At 58.9% G+C, this 18,491-nt stretch carries 13 protein-coding genes and 1 pseudogene; 8 read left to right on the top strand and 6 right to left on the bottom strand.

All coding sequences use genetic code 11. From position 1 onward, the window contains the following. The 4 genes from QMX83_RS01820 to QMX83_RS01805 form a co-directional block, all read left to right on the top strand. Positions 1 to 823, top strand: an 823-nt coding sequence (locus tag QMX83_RS01820) for an efflux RND transporter periplasmic adaptor subunit (protein ID WP_282294953.1), incomplete at its 5' end; no start/stop codon positions are given. 11 nt (positions 824 to 834) lie between these two features. Next, positions 835 to 4,062, top strand: a complete 3,228-nt coding sequence (locus QMX83_RS01815) for a CusA/CzcA family heavy metal efflux RND transporter (protein WP_125359992.1) — start codon at positions 835 to 837, stop codon at positions 4,060 to 4,062. 77 nt (positions 4,063 to 4,139) lie between these two features. Next, positions 4,140 to 6,134 (top strand): heavy metal translocating P-type ATPase, encoded by a 1,995-nt coding sequence (locus QMX83_RS01810; protein ID WP_125359993.1) that lies wholly within the window; start codon positions 4,140 to 4,142, stop codon positions 6,132 to 6,134. A gap of 2 nt (positions 6,135 to 6,136) precedes the next feature. After that, complete coding sequence (locus tag QMX83_RS01805) at positions 6,137 to 6,862, top strand: response regulator transcription factor (RefSeq protein WP_125359994.1); 726 nt, start codon at positions 6,137 to 6,139, stop codon at positions 6,860 to 6,862. Between the two features lie 239 nt (positions 6,863 to 7,101). On the opposite strand, the gene QMX83_RS01800 is transcribed toward QMX83_RS01805, so the two are convergent. Beyond that, entirely contained in the window at positions 7,102 to 7,368 is a 267-nt protein-coding gene (locus QMX83_RS01800; protein WP_282294952.1) for a hypothetical protein, read from the bottom strand. Between the two features lie 278 nt (positions 7,369 to 7,646). Here QMX83_RS01800 and QMX83_RS01795 point away from each other — a divergent pair, with 278 nt between their 5' ends. Then, on the top strand, positions 7,647 to 8,567 hold the full coding sequence (locus tag QMX83_RS01795; RefSeq protein ID WP_125359996.1) for a hypothetical protein: 921 nt from the start codon (positions 7,647 to 7,649) through the stop codon (positions 8,565 to 8,567). A 274-nt stretch (positions 8,568 to 8,841) separates the two neighbouring features. Next, positions 8,842 to 9,216 (top strand): antitoxin Xre/MbcA/ParS toxin-binding domain-containing protein, encoded by a 375-nt coding sequence (locus QMX83_RS01790; RefSeq protein WP_125359997.1) that lies wholly within the window; start codon positions 8,842 to 8,844, stop codon positions 9,214 to 9,216. Positions 9,217 to 9,990: 774 nt separating this feature from the next. Here the strand turns inward: QMX83_RS01790 and QMX83_RS01785 are convergent. The 4 genes from QMX83_RS01785 to QMX83_RS01770 all read right to left on the bottom strand — a co-directional run bounded on the left by QMX83_RS01785 (position 9,991) and on the right by QMX83_RS01770 (position 15,870). Then, positions 9,991 to 11,211: a response regulator gene (locus QMX83_RS01785; RefSeq protein WP_125359999.1), complete on the bottom strand. Its 1,221-nt coding sequence runs from the start codon at positions 11,209 to 11,211 to the stop codon at positions 9,991 to 9,993. Next, entirely contained in the window at positions 11,208 to 11,669 is a 462-nt protein-coding gene (locus tag QMX83_RS01780) for a response regulator (RefSeq protein ID WP_125360000.1), read from the bottom strand. Before QMX83_RS01780 ends, QMX83_RS01785 begins: the two co-directional genes overlap by 4 nt. Further along, a complete protein-coding gene (locus QMX83_RS01775; RefSeq protein ID WP_125360001.1) occupies positions 11,650 to 14,826 on the bottom strand; it encodes a hypothetical protein in 3,177 nt (1,058 codons plus the stop codon). Before QMX83_RS01775 ends, QMX83_RS01780 begins: the two co-directional genes overlap by 20 nt. 705 nt (positions 14,827 to 15,531) lie before the next feature. Continuing rightward, positions 15,532 to 15,870: a hypothetical protein gene (locus QMX83_RS01770; RefSeq protein ID WP_125360002.1), complete on the bottom strand. Its 339-nt coding sequence runs from the start codon at positions 15,868 to 15,870 to the stop codon at positions 15,532 to 15,534. 77 nt (positions 15,871 to 15,947) lie between these two features. On the opposite strand from QMX83_RS01770, the gene QMX83_RS01765 reads away from it, so the two are divergent. Continuing rightward, a complete protein-coding gene (locus tag QMX83_RS01765) occupies positions 15,948 to 16,217 on the top strand; it encodes a helix-turn-helix transcriptional regulator (RefSeq protein WP_125360003.1) in 270 nt (89 codons plus the stop codon). Between the two features lie 8 nt (positions 16,218 to 16,225). After that, positions 16,226 to 16,708, top strand: a pseudogene (locus tag QMX83_RS01760) (ATP-binding protein); the annotation flags it as partial. A gap of 18 nt (positions 16,709 to 16,726) precedes the next feature. Here QMX83_RS01760 and QMX83_RS01755 read toward each other — a convergent pair. Beyond that, positions 16,727 to 18,322 (bottom strand): EAL domain-containing protein, encoded by a 1,596-nt coding sequence (locus tag QMX83_RS01755; RefSeq protein WP_282294951.1) that lies wholly within the window; start codon positions 18,320 to 18,322, stop codon positions 16,727 to 16,729. Between the last annotated feature and the right edge of the window lie 169 nt (positions 18,323 to 18,491).

The raw sequence follows: 18,491 nt of genomic DNA, 5'->3' as shown, positions 1-18,491 counted from the left end.
ACTGGTCAAGGCCAACCAGACACTTGCTGTCGTGGTCAGCGGCGACGCCGCCACCTTCCGCGCGGCGGCCGTCTCGGCGGGCGCGGAGGCCGAAGGCGCCCGCCTGGTGTACGGCCGCGACAAGGCACTGGTTGAGCAAGGTGTCGTTGCACGCCAAGAGATGGAGACGTCTCGCGCGCGCTCGATTGCTGCGGAGGCAGCCGCTGCAGCGGCCCGTGCCCAAGCCGCAGCCAACGGCTCGCCCGACAGTTCCGGCCGGGTGAGCATTACCAGCCCGGTTTCGGGGGTGGTCGGCAACGTGCAGGTCACGCCGGGTGGAGTGGTGTCGGCGGGCAGCGTGGTGGCAGACGTCTCGAACCCGGACATGAACGAACTGGTGTTTACCGCACCTCCCGCATTGGCCTCACAGGTCGCCGCCGGCATGAAGCTGGAAGTGACCGCACCGACCGGGGCATTCCAGGCAGAAGTCACTGGCGTGGCCGCTGACATTCGCCAGCAGGGTGGTACCACGGTCATCCGCGCGAAGCCCCTGACGGCGGCGTTGCCGCCTGCCGGATCACCGATTTCGGCGCTCGTGGTGGCTGACGGAGACGCAGATTCGCTGAGCGTCCCGGCCGACGCCGTGCAGACGGTGGACGGCAACAGCGTGGTGTTCGTCGAAACCCCGGAAGGCTTCAAGGCTACCCCGGTCATGGTCGGGCGTCGTGCCGGCGGCAGCGTCGAAATCGTCAACGGCCTCAATGGCACCGAGCGCATCGTCGGTACCAATGCCTTCCTGCTCAAGGCCGAACTGGCCAAGGGTGAAGCCGAGCACGGCCACTAAGGAATCCATATATGTTCACTATCATCATAGAATCAGCGGTCCGTTTCCGCTGGTTGGTGGTGTTCCTTGCCGCGATGGTGGCCAGCTGGGGCTTGTTCCAGCTGAGCAAATTGCCCATTGACGCGGTACCGGACATAACCAACAGACAGGTGCAGATCAACTCGATCGCGCCGGCGCTCACCCCTGAGCAGATCGAGCGGCAGGTGACGTACCCGCTTGAGACCGCGTTGGCCGGCATCCCGGGGCTGAACACCACACGCTCGCTGTCGCGCAACGGCTTCTCGCAGGTCACGGCGATCTTCACCGACCAGACCGACATCTACTTCGCGCGCCAGCAGGTGGCCGAACGCATGCGCGAAGCGGCGGACAGCCTGCCCGAAGGTGTGTCCCCGGTCCTGTCACCGGTGACCACCGGCCTGGGTGAGGTTCTCATGTGGACGGTGGACTTCACCGACTACGATCCGAAGAACCTGGCACCCAAGGGGCAGGCAGGCTGGCAGGAGGGCGAGGTCTACCTCACGCCGGAGGGTAACAGGCTCACTACCGCCGAAGAGCGTGCCACCTACCTGCGTACCGTGCAGGACTGGATCATCGCCCCGCAGATGCGTTCCAGCCCCGGCCTTGCCGGCGTGGATACCGTGGGCGGCTACGTGAAGGAGTACGGGGTCCATCCGGACAGCGCACGCCTGGCGGCTTACGGATTGGGGTTGAACGACCTCGTCCAGGCACTGGAGCGGTCGAACGTGCAGGCCGGTGCAGGCTTCGTCCAGCGTGCAGGCGAAGGCCTCGTGGTCCGCGCCGATGGTCTGGCGTTGACGACCAGCGACCTGGCGCAGTCACCCGTGGCGACCAAGGACGGGGTGGTGATCCGCGTCGCCGACGTTGCCGACGTCGAACTCAGCCGCGCACCGCGACTGGGTGCCGCAAGCCGCAACGGACATGAGGCCGTGCTGGGCACGGCGCTGATGATCGCCGGCGGCAACAGCCGCACGGTGGCGCAGTCCGCAGCGGACCGATTGGTCGAGGTGAACAAGTCGCTTCCGCCCAACATCTTTGCGGTGCCAGTGCTCGACCGTAGCCAGCTCGTCAATTCGACCATCAAGACCGTTGCCAAGAACCTGACCGAAGGTGCGCTGCTGGTCGTGGTGGTGCTGTTCCTGCTGCTGGGCAACCTGCGCGCGGCGACTATTACGGCGCTCGTCATTCCGCTGTCGTTCCTGTTTGCCGTGATCGGCATGAACCGGTTCGGGATCAGCGGCAACCTGATGAGCCTGGGTGCGTTGGACTTCGGTATCCTCGTGGATGGCGCAGTGATTGTTATTGAATCCACGCTTCTGATGCTGGGGCAGCGCCGCGCCGAACTGGGCAGGCCGCTGACGGCCATGGAACGGATGAAGATAGCCACGGAATCGGCCAAGAAGATGGCGCGACCGGCGGCTTTTGGTCAGTTGATCATTCTGTTGGTCTTCCTGCCGATCATGACCCTCGAAGGCGTCGAAGGAAAAACCTTCCAGCCGATGGCGGCCACCTTCATGCTGGCGCTCTTGGGTGCCTTCATCTTCTCCTTTACCCTGGTGCCGGCCTTGACCGCCCTGTGGGTGCGCGAGCCGAAGATGAAGCCCGGCGAAGAGCTCCATCACGGCGAGCACGAGACCAAGCTAATCAAGGTGCTGCGCACCCGAATCGAGCCTGTGATCGAGCGTGCTGTCGCCATGCCGCGCGTGGTGCTCGGAGGCGCGGTACTGACACTAGCGGTAGGCGTGACCTCGTTCATGATGCTGGGGCGCGAGTTCATGCCCACGCTGGATGAGGGCAACTTGGCCATGCAGGCGCTGCGGGTTCCCTCCACCTCGTTGGAGCAGTCCCTGGCCATGCAGTTGGCACTAGAGAAGGCCATTGCGAAGGAGCCGGAAGTGGAGACGGTGTTCTCCCGGACTGGTACTGCGGAGGCGGCCATCGACCCGATGCCCACCAACATTTCCGACAGCGTGATTGTGCTGAAGCCCAGAAGCGCATGGCCGGATCCGAAGCTTTCCAAGGATGAGCTGGTGGGGCGGTTCGAGTCCGTGGCGTCGAAGCAGCTCGGCAACAGTTTCGAGTTCAGTCAACCCATTGAGCTGCGCTTCAACGAGCTCATCTCCGGTGTGCGTACCGATCTTGCCGTGATGATCTACGGTGATGACTTCGGTGAGTTGCAGAAGGTCGCAGACCAGGTGGCGCTCAAACTGCGTGGCGTCCAAGGCTCCGCGGACGTGCGGGTCGAGCAGATCTCCGGCCTGCCAACCCTGAACGTCAAGATCGACCATCTGGCAGCCGCGCAATACGGGTTGACCGCAGCGGACGTGAGCGATGCTCTGTCGACTGGCATCGGCGGCACTGCTGCGGGAAAGATCTTCGAGGGTGATCGCCGCTTTGACGTGGTGGTGCGTCTGGATGACGCGGCACGCAATGATCCGGACCAGCTTAGCTCGTTGCCCATTGCCACACCCTCTGGTGCGGTGATACCGCTTTCGTCCGTCGCTCGGATCACCATAAGCGAAGGACCAAATCAGATCAGTCGAAACAACGGCAGCCGTCGAGTCGTGGTGCAAGCCAACGTCCGTGGGCGTGACCTGGGTGGGTTTGTTGGCGAAGCGCAGACGGCGGTAGCGGACGTGAAGCTTCCTGCAGGTTCCTATCTCACCTGGGGCGGGCAGTTCGAGAACCTGCAGCGGGCAGAGAAGCGACTGGCGGCAGTGGTTCCTGTCGTGTTCCTGTTGATTGGTGCTCTGCTGTTCATGGCACTGCGCAGCGCCAAAGAAGCCATTCTTGTGTTCAGCTGCGTACCGCTGGCGCTGGTGGGCGGAATCCTGGCTTTGCTGCTGAGGGGCATGCCGTTCTCGGTGTCCGCAGCCGTGGGGTTCATTGCGGTGTCCGGCGTCGCCACGCTGAACGGCCTGGTGCTGATGCAAGCCATCCGGGAGCGGCTTGATGCAGGCGATGCACCGTTGGTGGCGTCCCTCAATGGCGCAGCGAGTCGTATCCGCGCCGTGCTCACCACTGCGCTGGTGGCCATTGTCGGCTTCATCCCCATGGCGATCGCCAGCGGTTCGGGTGCAGAAGTCCAGAAGCCGCTCGCTACCGTCGTTATCGGTGGCTTGCTCACCGCGACCATCCTCACGTTGCTGGTGCTTCCCACCTTTGCTGGCCGCATAGCCAAGCCAAGCACCGTCGCAGTAGGAAAGGACGAAGATCACTGATTAGCTGACACCGAGCTCGGGCGCAGAATTTGCTGCGCTCGAGCCTTGAATGATCAGATCAAAATCGGAGAATAGAGATGAGCCAAGCAACAGAAGCTGGCGCATCCCCGAATCAGGGGGATGCCCATTCCCATGGCGGCCTGTTTGGAGTCAATGCCGAGCTGCTGTTCGCCATAGTCTGCGGGCTGCTCCTCGTGACCGGCTTCATCATTGAGAAGTCGGGTGCGTTCGGTATCGCATGGTTGCCCACGGCGTTCTACATGCTAGCCTACGTATTCGGTGGATGGTTCACCCTGCGCGAAGCAATTGAAAACATTCGAAAGAAGCGCTTCGAGATCGATACGCTCATGCTGGTTGCGGCAGCAGGGGCCGCCACCCTCGGAGCCTGGGCTGAGGGCGCATTGCTGTTGTTCCTCTTCAGCCTGGGTCATTCGTTGGAAAACTACGCTATGGGTCGGGCCAAGCGCGCCATCGAGGCACTCGCCAAGCTGGCACCCGAGACTGCCCTGGTGGTTAAGCAAGGCGGGCCGGTGGAGGTGCCTGTTTCGGCGCTGGAGCCCGGCGACGTCGTTCTGGTGAGAGCGAATGATCGGTTGCCCGCCGATGGCTTCGTGGTCAAGGGATCCAGCAACGTCAACCAGGCACCGGTGACAGGTGAGAGCATTCCGGTGGACAAACATCCGGTGCCTGACGCCGAAGAAGCGAGGCGTCGTCCCGATGCAGTTGACATGGCGTCTAGAGTGTTTGCAGGCACCATCAACGGTTCCGGAGCGTTGGAGGTGGAGGTTAGCCGGCGCTCTACGGAATCCGCGCTTGCACGCGTGGTCAAGATGGTCAGCGAGGCCGAGACACGAAAATCACCCACTCAACGTCTTACGGACAAGTTTGAGCGCATCTTCGTTCCCTGTGTTCTCGCCCTCTCTGGCATTCTGCTGTTCTCGTGGGTGGTGATTGACGAGCCGTTCCGTGACAGCTTTTACCGGTCCATGGCCGTGCTGGTTGCAGCCAGTCCGTGCGCATTGGCCATTGCCACCCCAAGCGCTGTTCTAGCCGGCATTGCCCGGGCCGCGCGTAGCGGAGTACTGATCAAGGGCGGTGCCCCGCTGGAGGAGCTCGGCATGGTCACGGCAATTGCCTTTGACAAGACCGGGACCCTGACCGAGGGCAAGCCCCGCGTAACCGACATTGTCGTGGCGGAGGGCGTAACCGAGAAGGAGTTACTAGAGATCAGCGTCGCCGTGGAAGCGCTGAGCGACCACCCATTGGCGGCCGCCATCGTTGCAGACGGTAGGACGCGCCTTTCCGGCCAGGTCGCAGTGGTAGCCAGTGGATTTGAGAATCTCGCCGGACGAGGAGTACGAGCGGAGGTTGATGGCCAGCCTGCCTGGATCGGGAAGGCTGAAATGTTTGGGGCTGACGGGGTTCCGGCTTTAGGCTCGTCCGCCAAAGAAGGTATCGCAACGCTGCGCAGTCGCGGCCGAACGACAATGGCGGTGAGACTGGGCGACAGGGATCTTGGCGTCATCGGCTTGATGGACACACCGCGGTCCGAGGCGCGCGATGCGCTGGACAGATTGCGTGGACTAGGCGTGAGCAGGATGATCATGATCTCTGGTGATCACCAGTTGGTCGCGCAATCTGTAGGCAGCGACGTCGGTGTCGATGAAGCGTGGGGCAACCTCATGCCAGACGACAAGGTTTCCGCGATACGTGAGATCAAGGCTAGCCAAAGGATCGCGATGGTTGGCGATGGCGTCAATGACGCACCTGCCATGGCCAGCGCCAACGTTGGTATCGCAATGGGCGCGGCGTCCTCGGACGTCGCTCTGGAGACTGCGGACGTTGCACTCATGTCGGAAGATCTGCGGCAGGTGGCCTTCTCGGTAGCCCTCAGCCGGCGCACTAAGAAGGTCATTCGTCAGAATCTGTACGTTAGCCTTGGCGTGGTCGCTTTGCTGGTTCCTGCCACGGTTCTGGGCTTAGGTATCGGCCCTGCGGTTGCAGTCCATGAAGGAACTACTCTTCTGGTCGTCATCAACGCGCTGCGGCTGCTCGGGTTTCGGGCACCCTGATCGTGGACATCCTGCTAATTGACAGCGATCGGTATCTCGTTCGCACGCTACTTGACGAATTGGAAGCCAAGCATCACACCGTGGACGTTGCCCTGGATGGGATCACAGGCTTACATCTTTCTGTGTCAAACAGCTATGACGCGATAATTGTCGACTGGGACCTTCCGCGGATGAGCGGATTGGACGTGGTACGCAGATTGCGACGTGAACACAATTCTTCCGTTCCATTGCTGATGCTTGCGTCCATGGCAGATATCGCCAGCAAAGTAGAGGCCTTTCGGACAGGCACTGACGACTTTGTCACAAAGCCGTTCGATCCACTGGAGCTGGAGGTTCGCCTAGAAGCACTAGTGGCCCGTTCTCGCGGCAGAGTCGGGATGCGCCGCCTTTCCGTTGGCAACTTGACTATGGACTTGGCCACTCTCGAGGCATTCCGCGCGGGAAACCGCCTTCACCTCTATCCTGCGTCTTGGAAGCTTCTAGAGGTCCTGATGCGCGAGAGCCCTGGAGCCGTTCCCAGGGAGCATCTCGAACGCGCGGTGTGGGGTCATCAGACACCTGACCATGACTTATTGCGCTCACAAATGTCTAGCCTTCGCAAGACCGTGGACGGGCCATTCAAGGACAAATTGATCCACACACTTCCGCGGTTTGGATACAGGCTTTCTATTCAGACCTCGATGGAGATGCGCGCAGCAGTGATGGAGGGCTCTGGAAGCTATGATTGAACGAAATGGCTTCTGCATTGATACCGGCCGTGCCTGGTTGGTGAAAGTTGATCGAGGTCAGTCATGAAAGGTGGTTGGCTTGCCGGCGTGCCGGCTGCAGTGTTCGCTTCAGCCTCGCTTTGGGGAATCTTGGCAATGCAGCCGTATGCGCCCAAGCCACACGAGTGGATGATGTGGATCCCGGCCACGGTTACTGCGTCCAGCATGACCATGGCTTGGGTCAGTGCCGCGATTGTGGATCAGATGCCGGCCATGTCGAACACGCGCGCTAGAAATCGTGCGGTTTTTTCGCGATGGACTCTCATGGTTGCGCTACTGGCAGCCATCGCCGCCTTCATTGCGTGCGTGACATCGAGCGAGCTTGATAGAGTGTTGGCATTGTTTGTTGGCGCGTCCCTAGTTCTATATTCCTCAGTAGAATCGCTTGTTGCGGCGGCACGTTGTCGCGCGAAGTTCGCCCCTACAATATTCGTCATGCTTCTACAATCGGCGGCGTTGGTGCTCACCGCGTTCCTGGTAGCCCACGATGAGCCGTCGCTCGACAGAGTAAGTGAAAGTTGGTTTACGGCGTGCATCTTGGCCTCGGGACTCTCTGCGCTCGCTGTCGCCAGATACTGGCAGGCGCTGTTGAACGACCCATTAGTCTCCTTTTCGCCAATGATTCGCTCAGTTTTGCGATTCTTTGCCGGCGACATGGCGTTGAGTACTTGGCATAGCAGGAGCCTGGTGAACGGTGACCCAGGGGAAGTGGCTGCCAAGGGGCCAGTCCGAAGGCGGCAGAAGCGTGGAAGAGAAAGCCGGCGGAGGCGATAAAGCGAATAGTCGGAAAATGGACTTGGAAAGTGATGAGGTGGGTCGGGACATGTTGGAGAGAAGAACTCCCGGGAGGGATAAGCGGGTAGAGGCTATCCTGATAGAACGCTACAAGAAGTATTTCATGAGCGAGAATTCGTTCAAACGCGGACTGGGTGTTCCTTGGCCAGCATTACGTAGCGCTATCATCAGCGAGGCAATGCGCTGTCACAGCGAAGTAGCTGGTACGCTCCCGCTCACTCTACAGCAGGCGGCCGCTGTGCTGAGTGTCCCACCCAGAGCACTGTTGGCGCTGAGCAAAAAGCATGCCGGTGAAAATGCAATATTTGCCTCCCTTTCAGGTAGTCGGGGGCTGGTACGAAGGGGGGTGGTATGCCCATGCAGGTTATTGCAGTGGGCATCAGAAGTGGACGCTGTCAGTGGATGGCGGGAAAGGCGGAGTGAGGTGGCGAGCATCGGTGCTACCGCGAAAGCTGCCGAGATTGTTGATCAGATTGGACTGCTGGAGTCGACCTTGGTTGAAGCAAGGATGGTTGATGTATCGAGAGGCGATCCTAAAGTGATCTCGCTTCGGCTGGATGAACGTGCACTGCCGATGAACATGGACGACATTCGCATGTGGCAGCAGCAGGAAGAGCGAGCATTGCTCGAAAGCCGCGATCGAGGGGTACGTGCTGTCTCAATTCCTGAGGCGCTATCGCTCCGGTGGCAGGACGAGGGCCTGCGTAGAGTGTGGCTGGACAGATTTCGTGTCACTCTGGTTCGCCTTGAGGCGCTACTGAATTACCATCGCAGTGATCTCAGGCAGGTTGCGATCCAGACAAAAGCTCAACTTCGAACGGTCGAACACGGACGACGAAGGCTGAGGCTTGTTATTTCGAGTGTTCGTTGACTGGGACCGCGGAAGCGAGCGTATGCAACTGGGCCGGTACTCTAATGGCCATAGTCGCCAGCTAGACGCGTCTTCATCCAATAAAAAGAAGGCGACCCTTGTGCATTGGGAAGGAGACCGTTGTCCTATGCAGGTCTGGGGGCCTAGGTCGCTTGTCTGGAAAGCCTTTGAACTGTGGGCCTAATGGCCGGCAGGTGGTTGGCCGCCGATAACTGTCGCTTGACGTGTACCAGAAAGAGTATTCTCGGACCAGACTTAAGGAGGGTATCGGGCCATGTCTCAGCCACCTGTTTGTCAAGTCTTAGACCTGAAAGCTGCCGCGATTCGGACCTTCGTACGAATCGCGCAGGCTTGGCGGTTGTCTGAGGATGAGCAAAGTCAGATACTGACCCTGTCCGAGCTGCCGCGCTCAGATGAAGATGTGAACCGAATGGTCGATGACACGGTGCTTCTCCGGATCGTGAACGCGATATCGATCTACGGAGCCTTGCACAGCCTGTTCCCGGATGCAGCTCAGGCTGATACATGGATTCATCGCGCCAATTCGGCCCCTCGGTTCGGTGGTGACCCAGCCATTCGGCTGATGTGTAGCGGGTCTGCGCGTGCCCTTGAGACAGTGCGGGACCATCTTGAAGCTCAGCTGCGTTGATTCCAAGCTAGCTGATACTTAGGTGAGATTGCGCAGATGGCCGCGTCGAGTTGGAGGAACCAAGCAGCTGTAGTTGCTCTTGCGAGCTTGGTCCCGACACTCGCGCATGCCGAAGGGAAGCGCGCGATGAGGTTTCGAGAAGATTTTCGCTCTGCGTCATCATTGTTTCAAAGGGGAAGGTAGGAGCATTCCTCGAATCAGATCGCGCGCACCAATGCGTTTAGATCAATGACTGTGGTTAGCCGACTATAGGCAAAACAGTGGCCATCGTGTCTCACCCTGGGCGACCGGGCCCGGTTATTGTGAAAGGGTCATCCGGAGGACACGCCCCTGAGACCGACCATACGTGCGGAGCTGATTCGAGATGCAACGAAGGCACTTGCGGCCCTCGCTGAGGGAAAAAGCGAAACCTTGGCAAGCAGCGCCTTCGCAATTTAGGCAGCGCGTAAGTCACACCGGCAGGCATCTGCGGAAGCGCACGATATCGACTCCGCTTTTGCTGAAGGGCCTGGAGTTTGAACGGGTATCTATCCCAAAGGCAGCCCACTTTTATCAAGAGAGGGACGAAGGGACCCGCGCTAGGCTCTTCTACGTTGCACTTTCGCGTGCCAGATCTTCCTTGATTATTTCATCCTCTAGCCCTGCGATGCGGCTTCCCGTTCCAAGTTGGCGTCAACCCAGTCTCCGCGTGACCATCGATGCTAAGCTCAGTGTCCTGAAACACTGAGCAGACGAGGTTTCGTCGCCCTGGAGAATGCTGACAGCCCACCGCGGCTAGCAAACATCGGCGTCCGCAAGCTTCGGCAGCAAGTGCGCCAAGAAGGAGGCGCTTGTATACGCCGCATAGGCTTGCCAACCATCGGACTTTTCCGAGTCAGCAAAGTCGCATACAGATTTAATGACGAGCGGTGTGGCCCCACATAATTCTGCAGCCGCCATGACTGCATATGCCTCCATCTCAACGCCAATAACCTCGCGGTGGCCTTCAGTGATCGGAGCAATTGCTCCGTCGTGCGCCAGCACCGATGCGCCCGAAGCCATCGGCCCGATATGCACGGATAGGCGGCCAGCCGGCACCGATTCTCGCCAACCCGCAGAGACCTCGGCGCATAGCCTCGCATCTCGACACTCTGCTTGAACTAGGGCGGCAATATCGCCCCTGAGCGCGCTTTGGTAGGGGGCCGCCCGAAACACCGGCAGTGGATCTGGCCCTTGAACGTGCTTTCCACTTCCCCAATCCCAGGTGGGGTCGGCAACAATGATATCGCCGATCTCAACCTTACCTCGGACACCTGCGCAAATCCCAACCATCGAAAGAACTCTTGGCTTGAACACTTGGGCTATCTTCGCCGCAAGTGCGGCGGACATAGGCATGCCCTTGCGAGGCGCGCACGCGGCCACTACCTTCAGTCTACGCGAGCCAGCCGTAGTCGTGCCGAGATAGTAACGAGTGGGATCACCAGCTACACTGTGCGGATTCCAGCCGAAGTTTAGGCCTAGGACAGCGTCAAGCTCCGGCGAACTAAGTGCCGTGATGATGGCGACATCGACAGGAGGCGTCCTATGCCGTGCGTTGCGGCTGATGATGTACCCCACTCGACCAGTAAGTACATCGATCCAGCTGTTCTCGTCTTCTCTGTAAAACTGCAAGGACGCGCCGCGGGCCGTCGCCTTAGTGATGGCTTCCTGCTCCAGCTCCTCTCGCGCGGTCACGAAGATGATCTCATCCGGGAGGATCGCTTTAGAGTCAACCGTCAACAGGTCCAACAGCGCGAATCCAGATTCCGGACTGGGACGGTCCCCAATGCTTTCCGGAAGATTCACGTCGATAAGGGCGATGTCGAACCGACACTCACGCATCCGCCTCCTGGCGTCAACAGCGTTGCTAACATGCACGATGTCCACAGCATCACCGTAGCTGCTCTTCAGCGGCGAAACAATCGCTGCAGCTTTGTCCACTTGATCATCAACAAGAATGATTCTTACGCCGGTCAATTGAGAATTCCTTTCAATAGTTCGGTGAGTCTACCTTTCCAAGCGTCTTCTGTCTGGCTGTAGTAGACATGGCCTAAATAGAAGTTTGGGAACGTCCTTTTCATCTCTGAGGCTATGTCTTCGATAGACACGCGACTCTGTCCTTCGCCGAACCCGTCAAACATAGTGACGATTATGGTTGGCATTGTTCTCTGACGCATCTTCATCTGCATCAGCAGATCTCGTCCCGCAAAGTTCTCCTGCGCCCCACCAGATGGTTCATCCGCCCCCACGTCAAAGTTTGGCATACTCATGTCGAGTAGCACAGCGTCATAGGTAACACTGCGATTGCAGATTGCCTTCAGCGCTGAGTTAAACGATCGCGCCTCATCCACGTCAACACCTTGCACAAGCTCCATAACAAAGGCCCTTATCTCAGCGGACTTGTCAGCATCATCTTCAATTAGGAGAATTTTCATCCGGAGCCTGAATATTGTAGGAAATTTCTACATAGAACTTGCGGTCATCAGAAAAGCCAAATTCGAGGCGGGGCTCCTCATAGAAAGGGGAATTGATCGAGCGCCAGAGCTTACGCAGGCCGCTACCACCTTCAACTTGAGCAAGTTTCAGAGAATCGCTCTTGCTTAGGCCTTCGCGAATCCCCGCTACACTGTCTCGCTGGCTCTGCGTCGGGACGCTAGGAGCCAAGGAACTCTCAACTCTAGCCGAGTACCTAGTCGGGGTTATGTCGAACGAGACAGAGACGTTGAGTGCGTCACCCTCAAGTCCAGAGTGCTCCACCGCATTCGACAGCACCACGTAGAATGCATCCACCATTCCGTCCAAGGTCCGCCCTGGCAATCTAACACTTCTATCGTATGAACCCACGTCAATCGTGGGCACGTGCGAGGACTCAGATGCTGTCTTTGCGATCATGTTATGCGCAATGTCTACGGGCAGGCCCGGCTGGTAGTCTTGTCGATCATAGACTTGACTGCGATGGAACCACGACGACACTTCATCAAGCCGCATGCGAAGTTGTGTTTTAGCGCGTGCGATACCATTTCTTAAATCTCCAACCGCCTGACTGTATGGCAATGAGTGGATACTATCGGTGAGCTGCTCGAAAGCGGAAGTAAAAGCAGGCTTAATCGTCCTGTCCAGAAGCTCTCTCACTTCGAGCAAGTTCTCATCCGTTTTATCCCAAAGGTTGTCAATACATACATCGATGAACTCGTCCATGGATCTGGATCGAATTGCAGAGCGCTGCATGAACCTTCGTTCTAAATTGGAAGACCTATAGATGAAAGCTGCCTTCGTGTCTTGCCTAACGTCCTTGACGCCGTGAGATATGGATATTTGCAGCCGTTCGTCGCGGAGCTCGTGCAGGATTCGGTCGAACTCCGCAGAGAAGGCGGCTAAGGAAGTCGCTACCCGTTGCCGAGCGGCACCGTCATACACCTCAAATCTGTCGTCCCAGTAGACGTTCGGCTTGTATCCCGAACCGGAGGCATTGCGTGAGCTAATTAGGCGCTCGTCCGCCAAAGGCTTCCTCAGCGTGTTCGCGAGGACACCGTGTCTGACCCGGGTACTCAGGTAAGCATTCAGCCCATGGTCCCCACGCAGAAACTCGTGGGTTACTTCGGTGAAGATCGAATCGAACTGGCTATCCGTCTCGGTTTCCGCCTCATCGACCAAGTGAACACTGGAGAGCGCCCTTCCAATCGAGATGCTCTCGGTCATGGGAATGTCCATCAGGGCATCCGCAATTCTTTCAACCACGGCATGTGAAGGGTCGCTGATTGCACCGGCGTTGGCTTTGTATCGCGAATACTGCCCCCCAATCTTTGACTTCAGACTTCGTTTGATCGCGGCTATGTCTACGTAGACCTTGCTTTGCTCAAGCAGCGATGTCCCCTTGGCGATCTCTTGTTTCTTAACTCGGTCGCGAATTTCATCCAAATAGCGCGAAGCGTCGTCGGGGTCAAGGGACGCAAGTTGTCTACAGACACTGATTCGCGCCTCCACGATCTCCTCAGTCCCATTGTAAAGAAGTGTCTGCCGCATGACTTCCGGCGTCCAAACCCGGTCCAAATACAGGATCGCTCTAGACGTGTTGGAAGGCCCTAGAATCTGGACAACGTCCGCGGCGCTCCGAATCTGGTGGTGTTCTTGGAACCGCTCGAACGCAAACCGCAATTGAGCCAACCTGGCGTCAGACGAGAACGCGTTGAACAACTCAAAGCTTAGCGGCACGTCGATCGTATCCGGCCAAGTTGCCGCGTCAGCTAGACCGCTGACTACTAGATCGAGTGGCAGCGAGGTTGGCACGTCCGGATTCGTGATGTGCGCATCAACCAATAACGACACGGCTTCCCCCCGGGCCCCGCACTTGGTCTTCGCCATAGCTAGCGCGGTGAGGACGCGATACCTCGCAGCGATCGGCGCATCTTCTAAAAGACAATTTAGCTGTTCGATCGCATCCTGCGCGCGACCGGTCTGAAGAAGGTGACGCGCAATGTAGGCACGGTGGCGATTCAAAGAAATCTGCACCCCCAACGAGCTCGGGTCTTTCCCGAAGTACAACAGCTCAATGGACGCCAGCGTAGTTCTATAAAGATCGGCGGCGACGATGGATGCTCGAGCCTGCTTTAAAGCAGTCGGCCTTGCGCACGCAAGCGTGAGTGGCGACACCCACGCGTCGTATACCGCGATCGTCTTCATCTGATCGATCATCGGCTTGTCGTTCTCCTGCTGAAGACAGGCTAGAACGACCTCCCGAAGATACAGACCCCAGGTATGTCCGTAATGCACATCCACCGTAGAGAAGATCGAGGTGGCCTCACCGTATGAATTTTCATCCAAGCGAAGTACGCTCATGAGGCTCGAGCAAAGGGCCGAATGCGCAGGGGAGAGACTTGGAATCGCGCAGCCTGACCGTACAGCTGCTCGCGCTAGGAGCGTCAACATTGCAGCATCAGTGGGGTCGCACTCTGCCAGGTACTTACCTCCCTGCTGCAGGACGTCTTCATACCCGCTCTGGAAATACGACTCAAATATCTTCGCCCGGGCGACAGCCTCAGCTCCGGCATCAAGTTCTACAACACATCCGAATGCCAAGCCAAGAGGGTCGAGCCTGCGGTCTTTAATGCGACGGCGTAGCAGTGAGACGGGCCTTTCCAAAGCCGCAGAAACAACCATCGGAAGTCGATCAGCTGTGGCCATATCCTGCAGCGTTGTGACCAATGCCTCATAATGATCGATCAGGCTCGCTTGCGCCTCGAAGAAAAGGTAGGCCGAAAGCTCACTTGGGTTGGCGGTGGATACATCGCTGACTCGGCTCGCAGCGTAGCTCCGGAACACGTCTGACACATCATTGAGCTTAGCTAGAACTTCGTCTTTGAGGAAGCGCTTAGTTCCACGGCTCTCTGCTCGGCGAGAGAGGTAATGAATCAGAAATGCTGAGATCGACTTCGGCGCTGCGGCATCGAACTGTTCTTGGACGCGCTGCCGCTCAACCAGAGGCGCGTTGTCACCAAGCGTCAACCAAGCTTGTGCGAGCCATAATGAAACACCAAATCGCCTCTCATGCGAGATCAGAGACTGCGCTGCATTTTCGAACCGCGACAGCAACATACTCGATTCAAATTTATTCCGTGCCGCAACGTATTCAGCGATCGCGTCGCTGTGGAGTAGGCATCTACACACCGCCCAGACGACCTCATTAACTGGCCCTACGGGTGCGCCGGCGGCTTGGATCCCGAACATATCTTTGTAGGCTTGAGGGAAAGGCTCGCCATGAAATGGAAGGAGACGTTTGGGCTCATTTATGAGCTTAGGGAACCGCTCGAAGAGCTCCGCGGGCGTGCTATTCGCCTTCAATAGAAAGAGAGTCTCCCTAGCGAAGTCCCCGCCCTGGCGAACAGCGCCGATAGAGCGGTGCAGCGAGTGCTTCCGTTTGCCTTTTCGGGCCATGATCTTCCTTGCAGTGTAGTTTCGACGATCGCGGGTTCTTCTACGAACGACTCTAGCCTGTGGCGAGAGGCCGCCTCGGCGTACTCTATCGAGGTTTAGATCGGGTTGGAACTGGCTTCGCGGTCAGCGAGTGCGAGGCCGAGTGATCCAGACCCATGGCGAGGGTCGGATGATGTCGCCAGGCGGTTTTGTTCTTGGGATTGCGCAATTGCAGGCAAAGCTGCGCCTCGCCCCAGGCAATATCCTGGGCGACCTATCCCAATCCACATCTCAGCGCTGGCTGCCAGCCAGCCCACTCTCCGTCAGGCGACGTTTCCCCTACGTCCGTAGCAGTTCGCAACCGCCGGACGATTCTCGCTGAACATTCTACGTCGCTTTTTTTGCTCGGATCCGCGCGGATTGCTCTGCTATGAACTTGTGCATCTCGGATCTGGATTCTCTCGCCGCCTGTGGAATATCCATCGCAAATTGCAGTGATAGAGATTTTGCGAGGGCAAATTGCGCGGGTGTGGGGGCCTTAAGATCCCAATCAATCAGTTCGGGAAACGCCTTCGATAACTCAGTTGAGAGCTTACTCCCGAATGCCGCCAAGTTGCCTTCGTCCTGAAGCCGCAAAAGCTGCCACTGCATCCGCTTCTGCGCGTCTTCCGTAAGGCCAAGCTCGATAGTGAAGTCCAAATCGGTACATACGAGAAAAAAAGGCATAGTGCTCCACCGATACTTTTAAGTAGCCTACCTTTAAAGTCGTAGTCTTAAAAGTATCAGATCAATAGCTTTGGCTCATGGATGAACATGAGCTACTGCCCAAAATTGGTTCCGCGCTTAGAGCTCGTCGCGTCGCCCTTGGCCTCAGCCAAGAGGCGTTCGCAGATAAGATTGGGATGCATCGGGCCTACTATGGGCGAATCGAGCGCGGTAGAACAAATTTGACTATTGGCACTCTCAATAGGCTGGCTGGGGGATTGAAGGTGTCCTTAGGCGCACTCTTTACGTCGGTGGAGGCTGAGTCGACTCGTGACGCCGGCCTGCTATCGGGGTCAGATGGTGGTTGACCACTTTCGCAATGAATCCCTGCCCGTGCGGCTGGGCCGGCGATCGCAGCGGACGCTGCTGCTGCACCCAGGAAAGCATCCGCCGCTATCGCGCCCGCATCTCCGGCCCCCTGCTGGACCGCATTGACCTGCACGTGCAGGTGCCGCGGCTGGAGCCAGCCGAGTTGCGCAGCGATGCGCCACTGGGTGAAGACAGCGTCAGTGTCCGTGCGCGCGTGGTGGCTACGCGCGAAGTTCAACTGCGCCGCGCTGGAAAGCCCAACGCCCTGCTGGTTCCCACCGAACTGGACAAGTACTGCCGACTGGCCGAGGACGACCAGTATCTGCTCGAAGCCGCTGTCGAGCAGCTGCAACTCTCCGCCCGCTCCATGCATCGCATCCTTCGTGTCGCACGCACCGTCGCTGATCTGGCCGGTTGCGACAACATCGAAACCACGCATCTCGCCGAGGCCATCGGCTACCGGCAGGTGGACCGGGGTAATCGCGTATGAGCCTTCGCCCGTTGCGTATCAGGCATCCACGCCCAACCGCTCCTCGAGCTCCACCTCGCGCGTGATATCGGTAAAGAACCCATACCACCTCCGCGCGTGACCGGTTTCCTTCAGGTCGCCGCGGCTCAATACCCAGCGCCGACTGCCGTCGGGCCATTCCAGGCGGAAGCGCGTCTGGAACGTCGTCGCTGCCGGGTCGCGCCCTACCCACTCGCTGCGCACCCGCTCGCGATCCGGCGGGTCCATGCGGGCGTACCAGCTGTTGATGCGCTCGCGCACACTCATCGCAGCCAGCTCCAGTGGATGCGGGGTCATGTAGCTCAGTTCACCGGATTCCTCCGCCACCCAGAACACGGTGGGCGTCGCCGGTGTGGCATACACGTCTTCCTGCTCGCGCGCGCGTAGCGCGGCTTCGTAGCGCTTGGTGTCGGTGACGTCGATGCAGACCACCGAAACACCGAGCACCACGCCACCGGCATCACTGACCCGCTCGTGGTTGAGCAGGAAGGTCTCGGCGGTATGCGGCATCACCACCTCGCTCAGATCGCCCTGGTCATCACAGAAGCCACGCAGAATCAGCTCCAGCGCGCGGCCCCCGATCTCCACCGGCAGCACGTCGGTCACCTTCTGCCCAATCACCTCGTAGCGCGGAACATGGATCATGTTGCAGAACTTGGCGTTGGCAGCCGCAAAGCGCAGGTCGGGGTCGATGAAGGCAAGGCCCACCGGGGAGCGCTCGTACAGAATCTCCAACTGGTACTGGCGCTGATAGGGCGTCAGGTGCGTGCTGGACGGGGCCGCCTGGCGTGGCTCGAACCGGGCCAGCCAGCCGGCAGCGGTCGCCGCGTCCATCGCCGGGGCCAGCCACCAGCCTTGGTAGGTGTCGCAACCGATGCTGGCCAGAAACTCCAGCTGGAAGCGCGTTTCCACGCTTTCCGCCACCACCTTTGCACCCAGACTTTTGCCCAGGCCCACAATGGCCGACACGATCTTTCGGCTGGCCTCATCCTGTTCCAGCGCGCGGATGAAGCTGCCATCGATCTTGATCTTGTCGAACTGGAAACGATGCAGGCGCACCAGGCTGGAGTAGCCGGTCCCGAAGTCGTCCAGCATGGTCTTGATGCCCAGTTCGCGCAGATGGGCAATGCCCAGTTCGGCCGCGCGTTCGTCCTCCACCACCTCGACCTCGGTCATCTCGACACGTATCCGCCGCAGCGGGAAGCCGGTGGCTTTGAGCGTGGCGATGATGTGGTCCACCGTCGCTGATTCCTGCAGCATGGTCGGCGGCATGTTGAAGGCCAGATAGAAGTCGCCGGGCCATTCACGGGCGGTGCGGCACGCCTGCTCCACCAGGTGGATGGTGAGGCTGGCGATCAACCCGCCGCGCACTGCAACGGGAATGAAGGCGTCGGGCAGCAACAGGCGGCCATCGCTGGCGCGCCAGCGGGCCAGCACTTCAAAGCCGCGCAGATGACCGGACTGCACATCCACGATCGGCTGGAAGAACGGGACGATGGCATTGGTGCGCAGCGCGTACTCGAGCGCGTCGTCGGTGACTTCCGGAACAGTGGACGCAGCTTCGACACGTGCATGCAGGGGTTCGACAGCGGTCATGCGGTGTGTCTGTGGCATTCCGGACTCGGCGGAAAAGGGGGCAGCGGGAGCGGTGGAAATGGTAGCGAACTGACGATGCAAGCAATGTGCCGCGACAGTTCGCTCAACGAACATGAGCAATTACGTGGTGACGTTTCGTGCGACTGATTGTCGCATTACTGTTGCGCCG

The sequence above is a fragment of the Stenotrophomonas sp. PS02289 genome (genome assembly GCF_029960115.1).
Lineage (GTDB): Bacteria > Pseudomonadota > Gammaproteobacteria > Xanthomonadales > Xanthomonadaceae > Stenotrophomonas.
The sequence above is the reverse complement of the archived record's forward strand: the minus strand, read 5'-3'. Positions and strand labels throughout refer to the sequence as shown.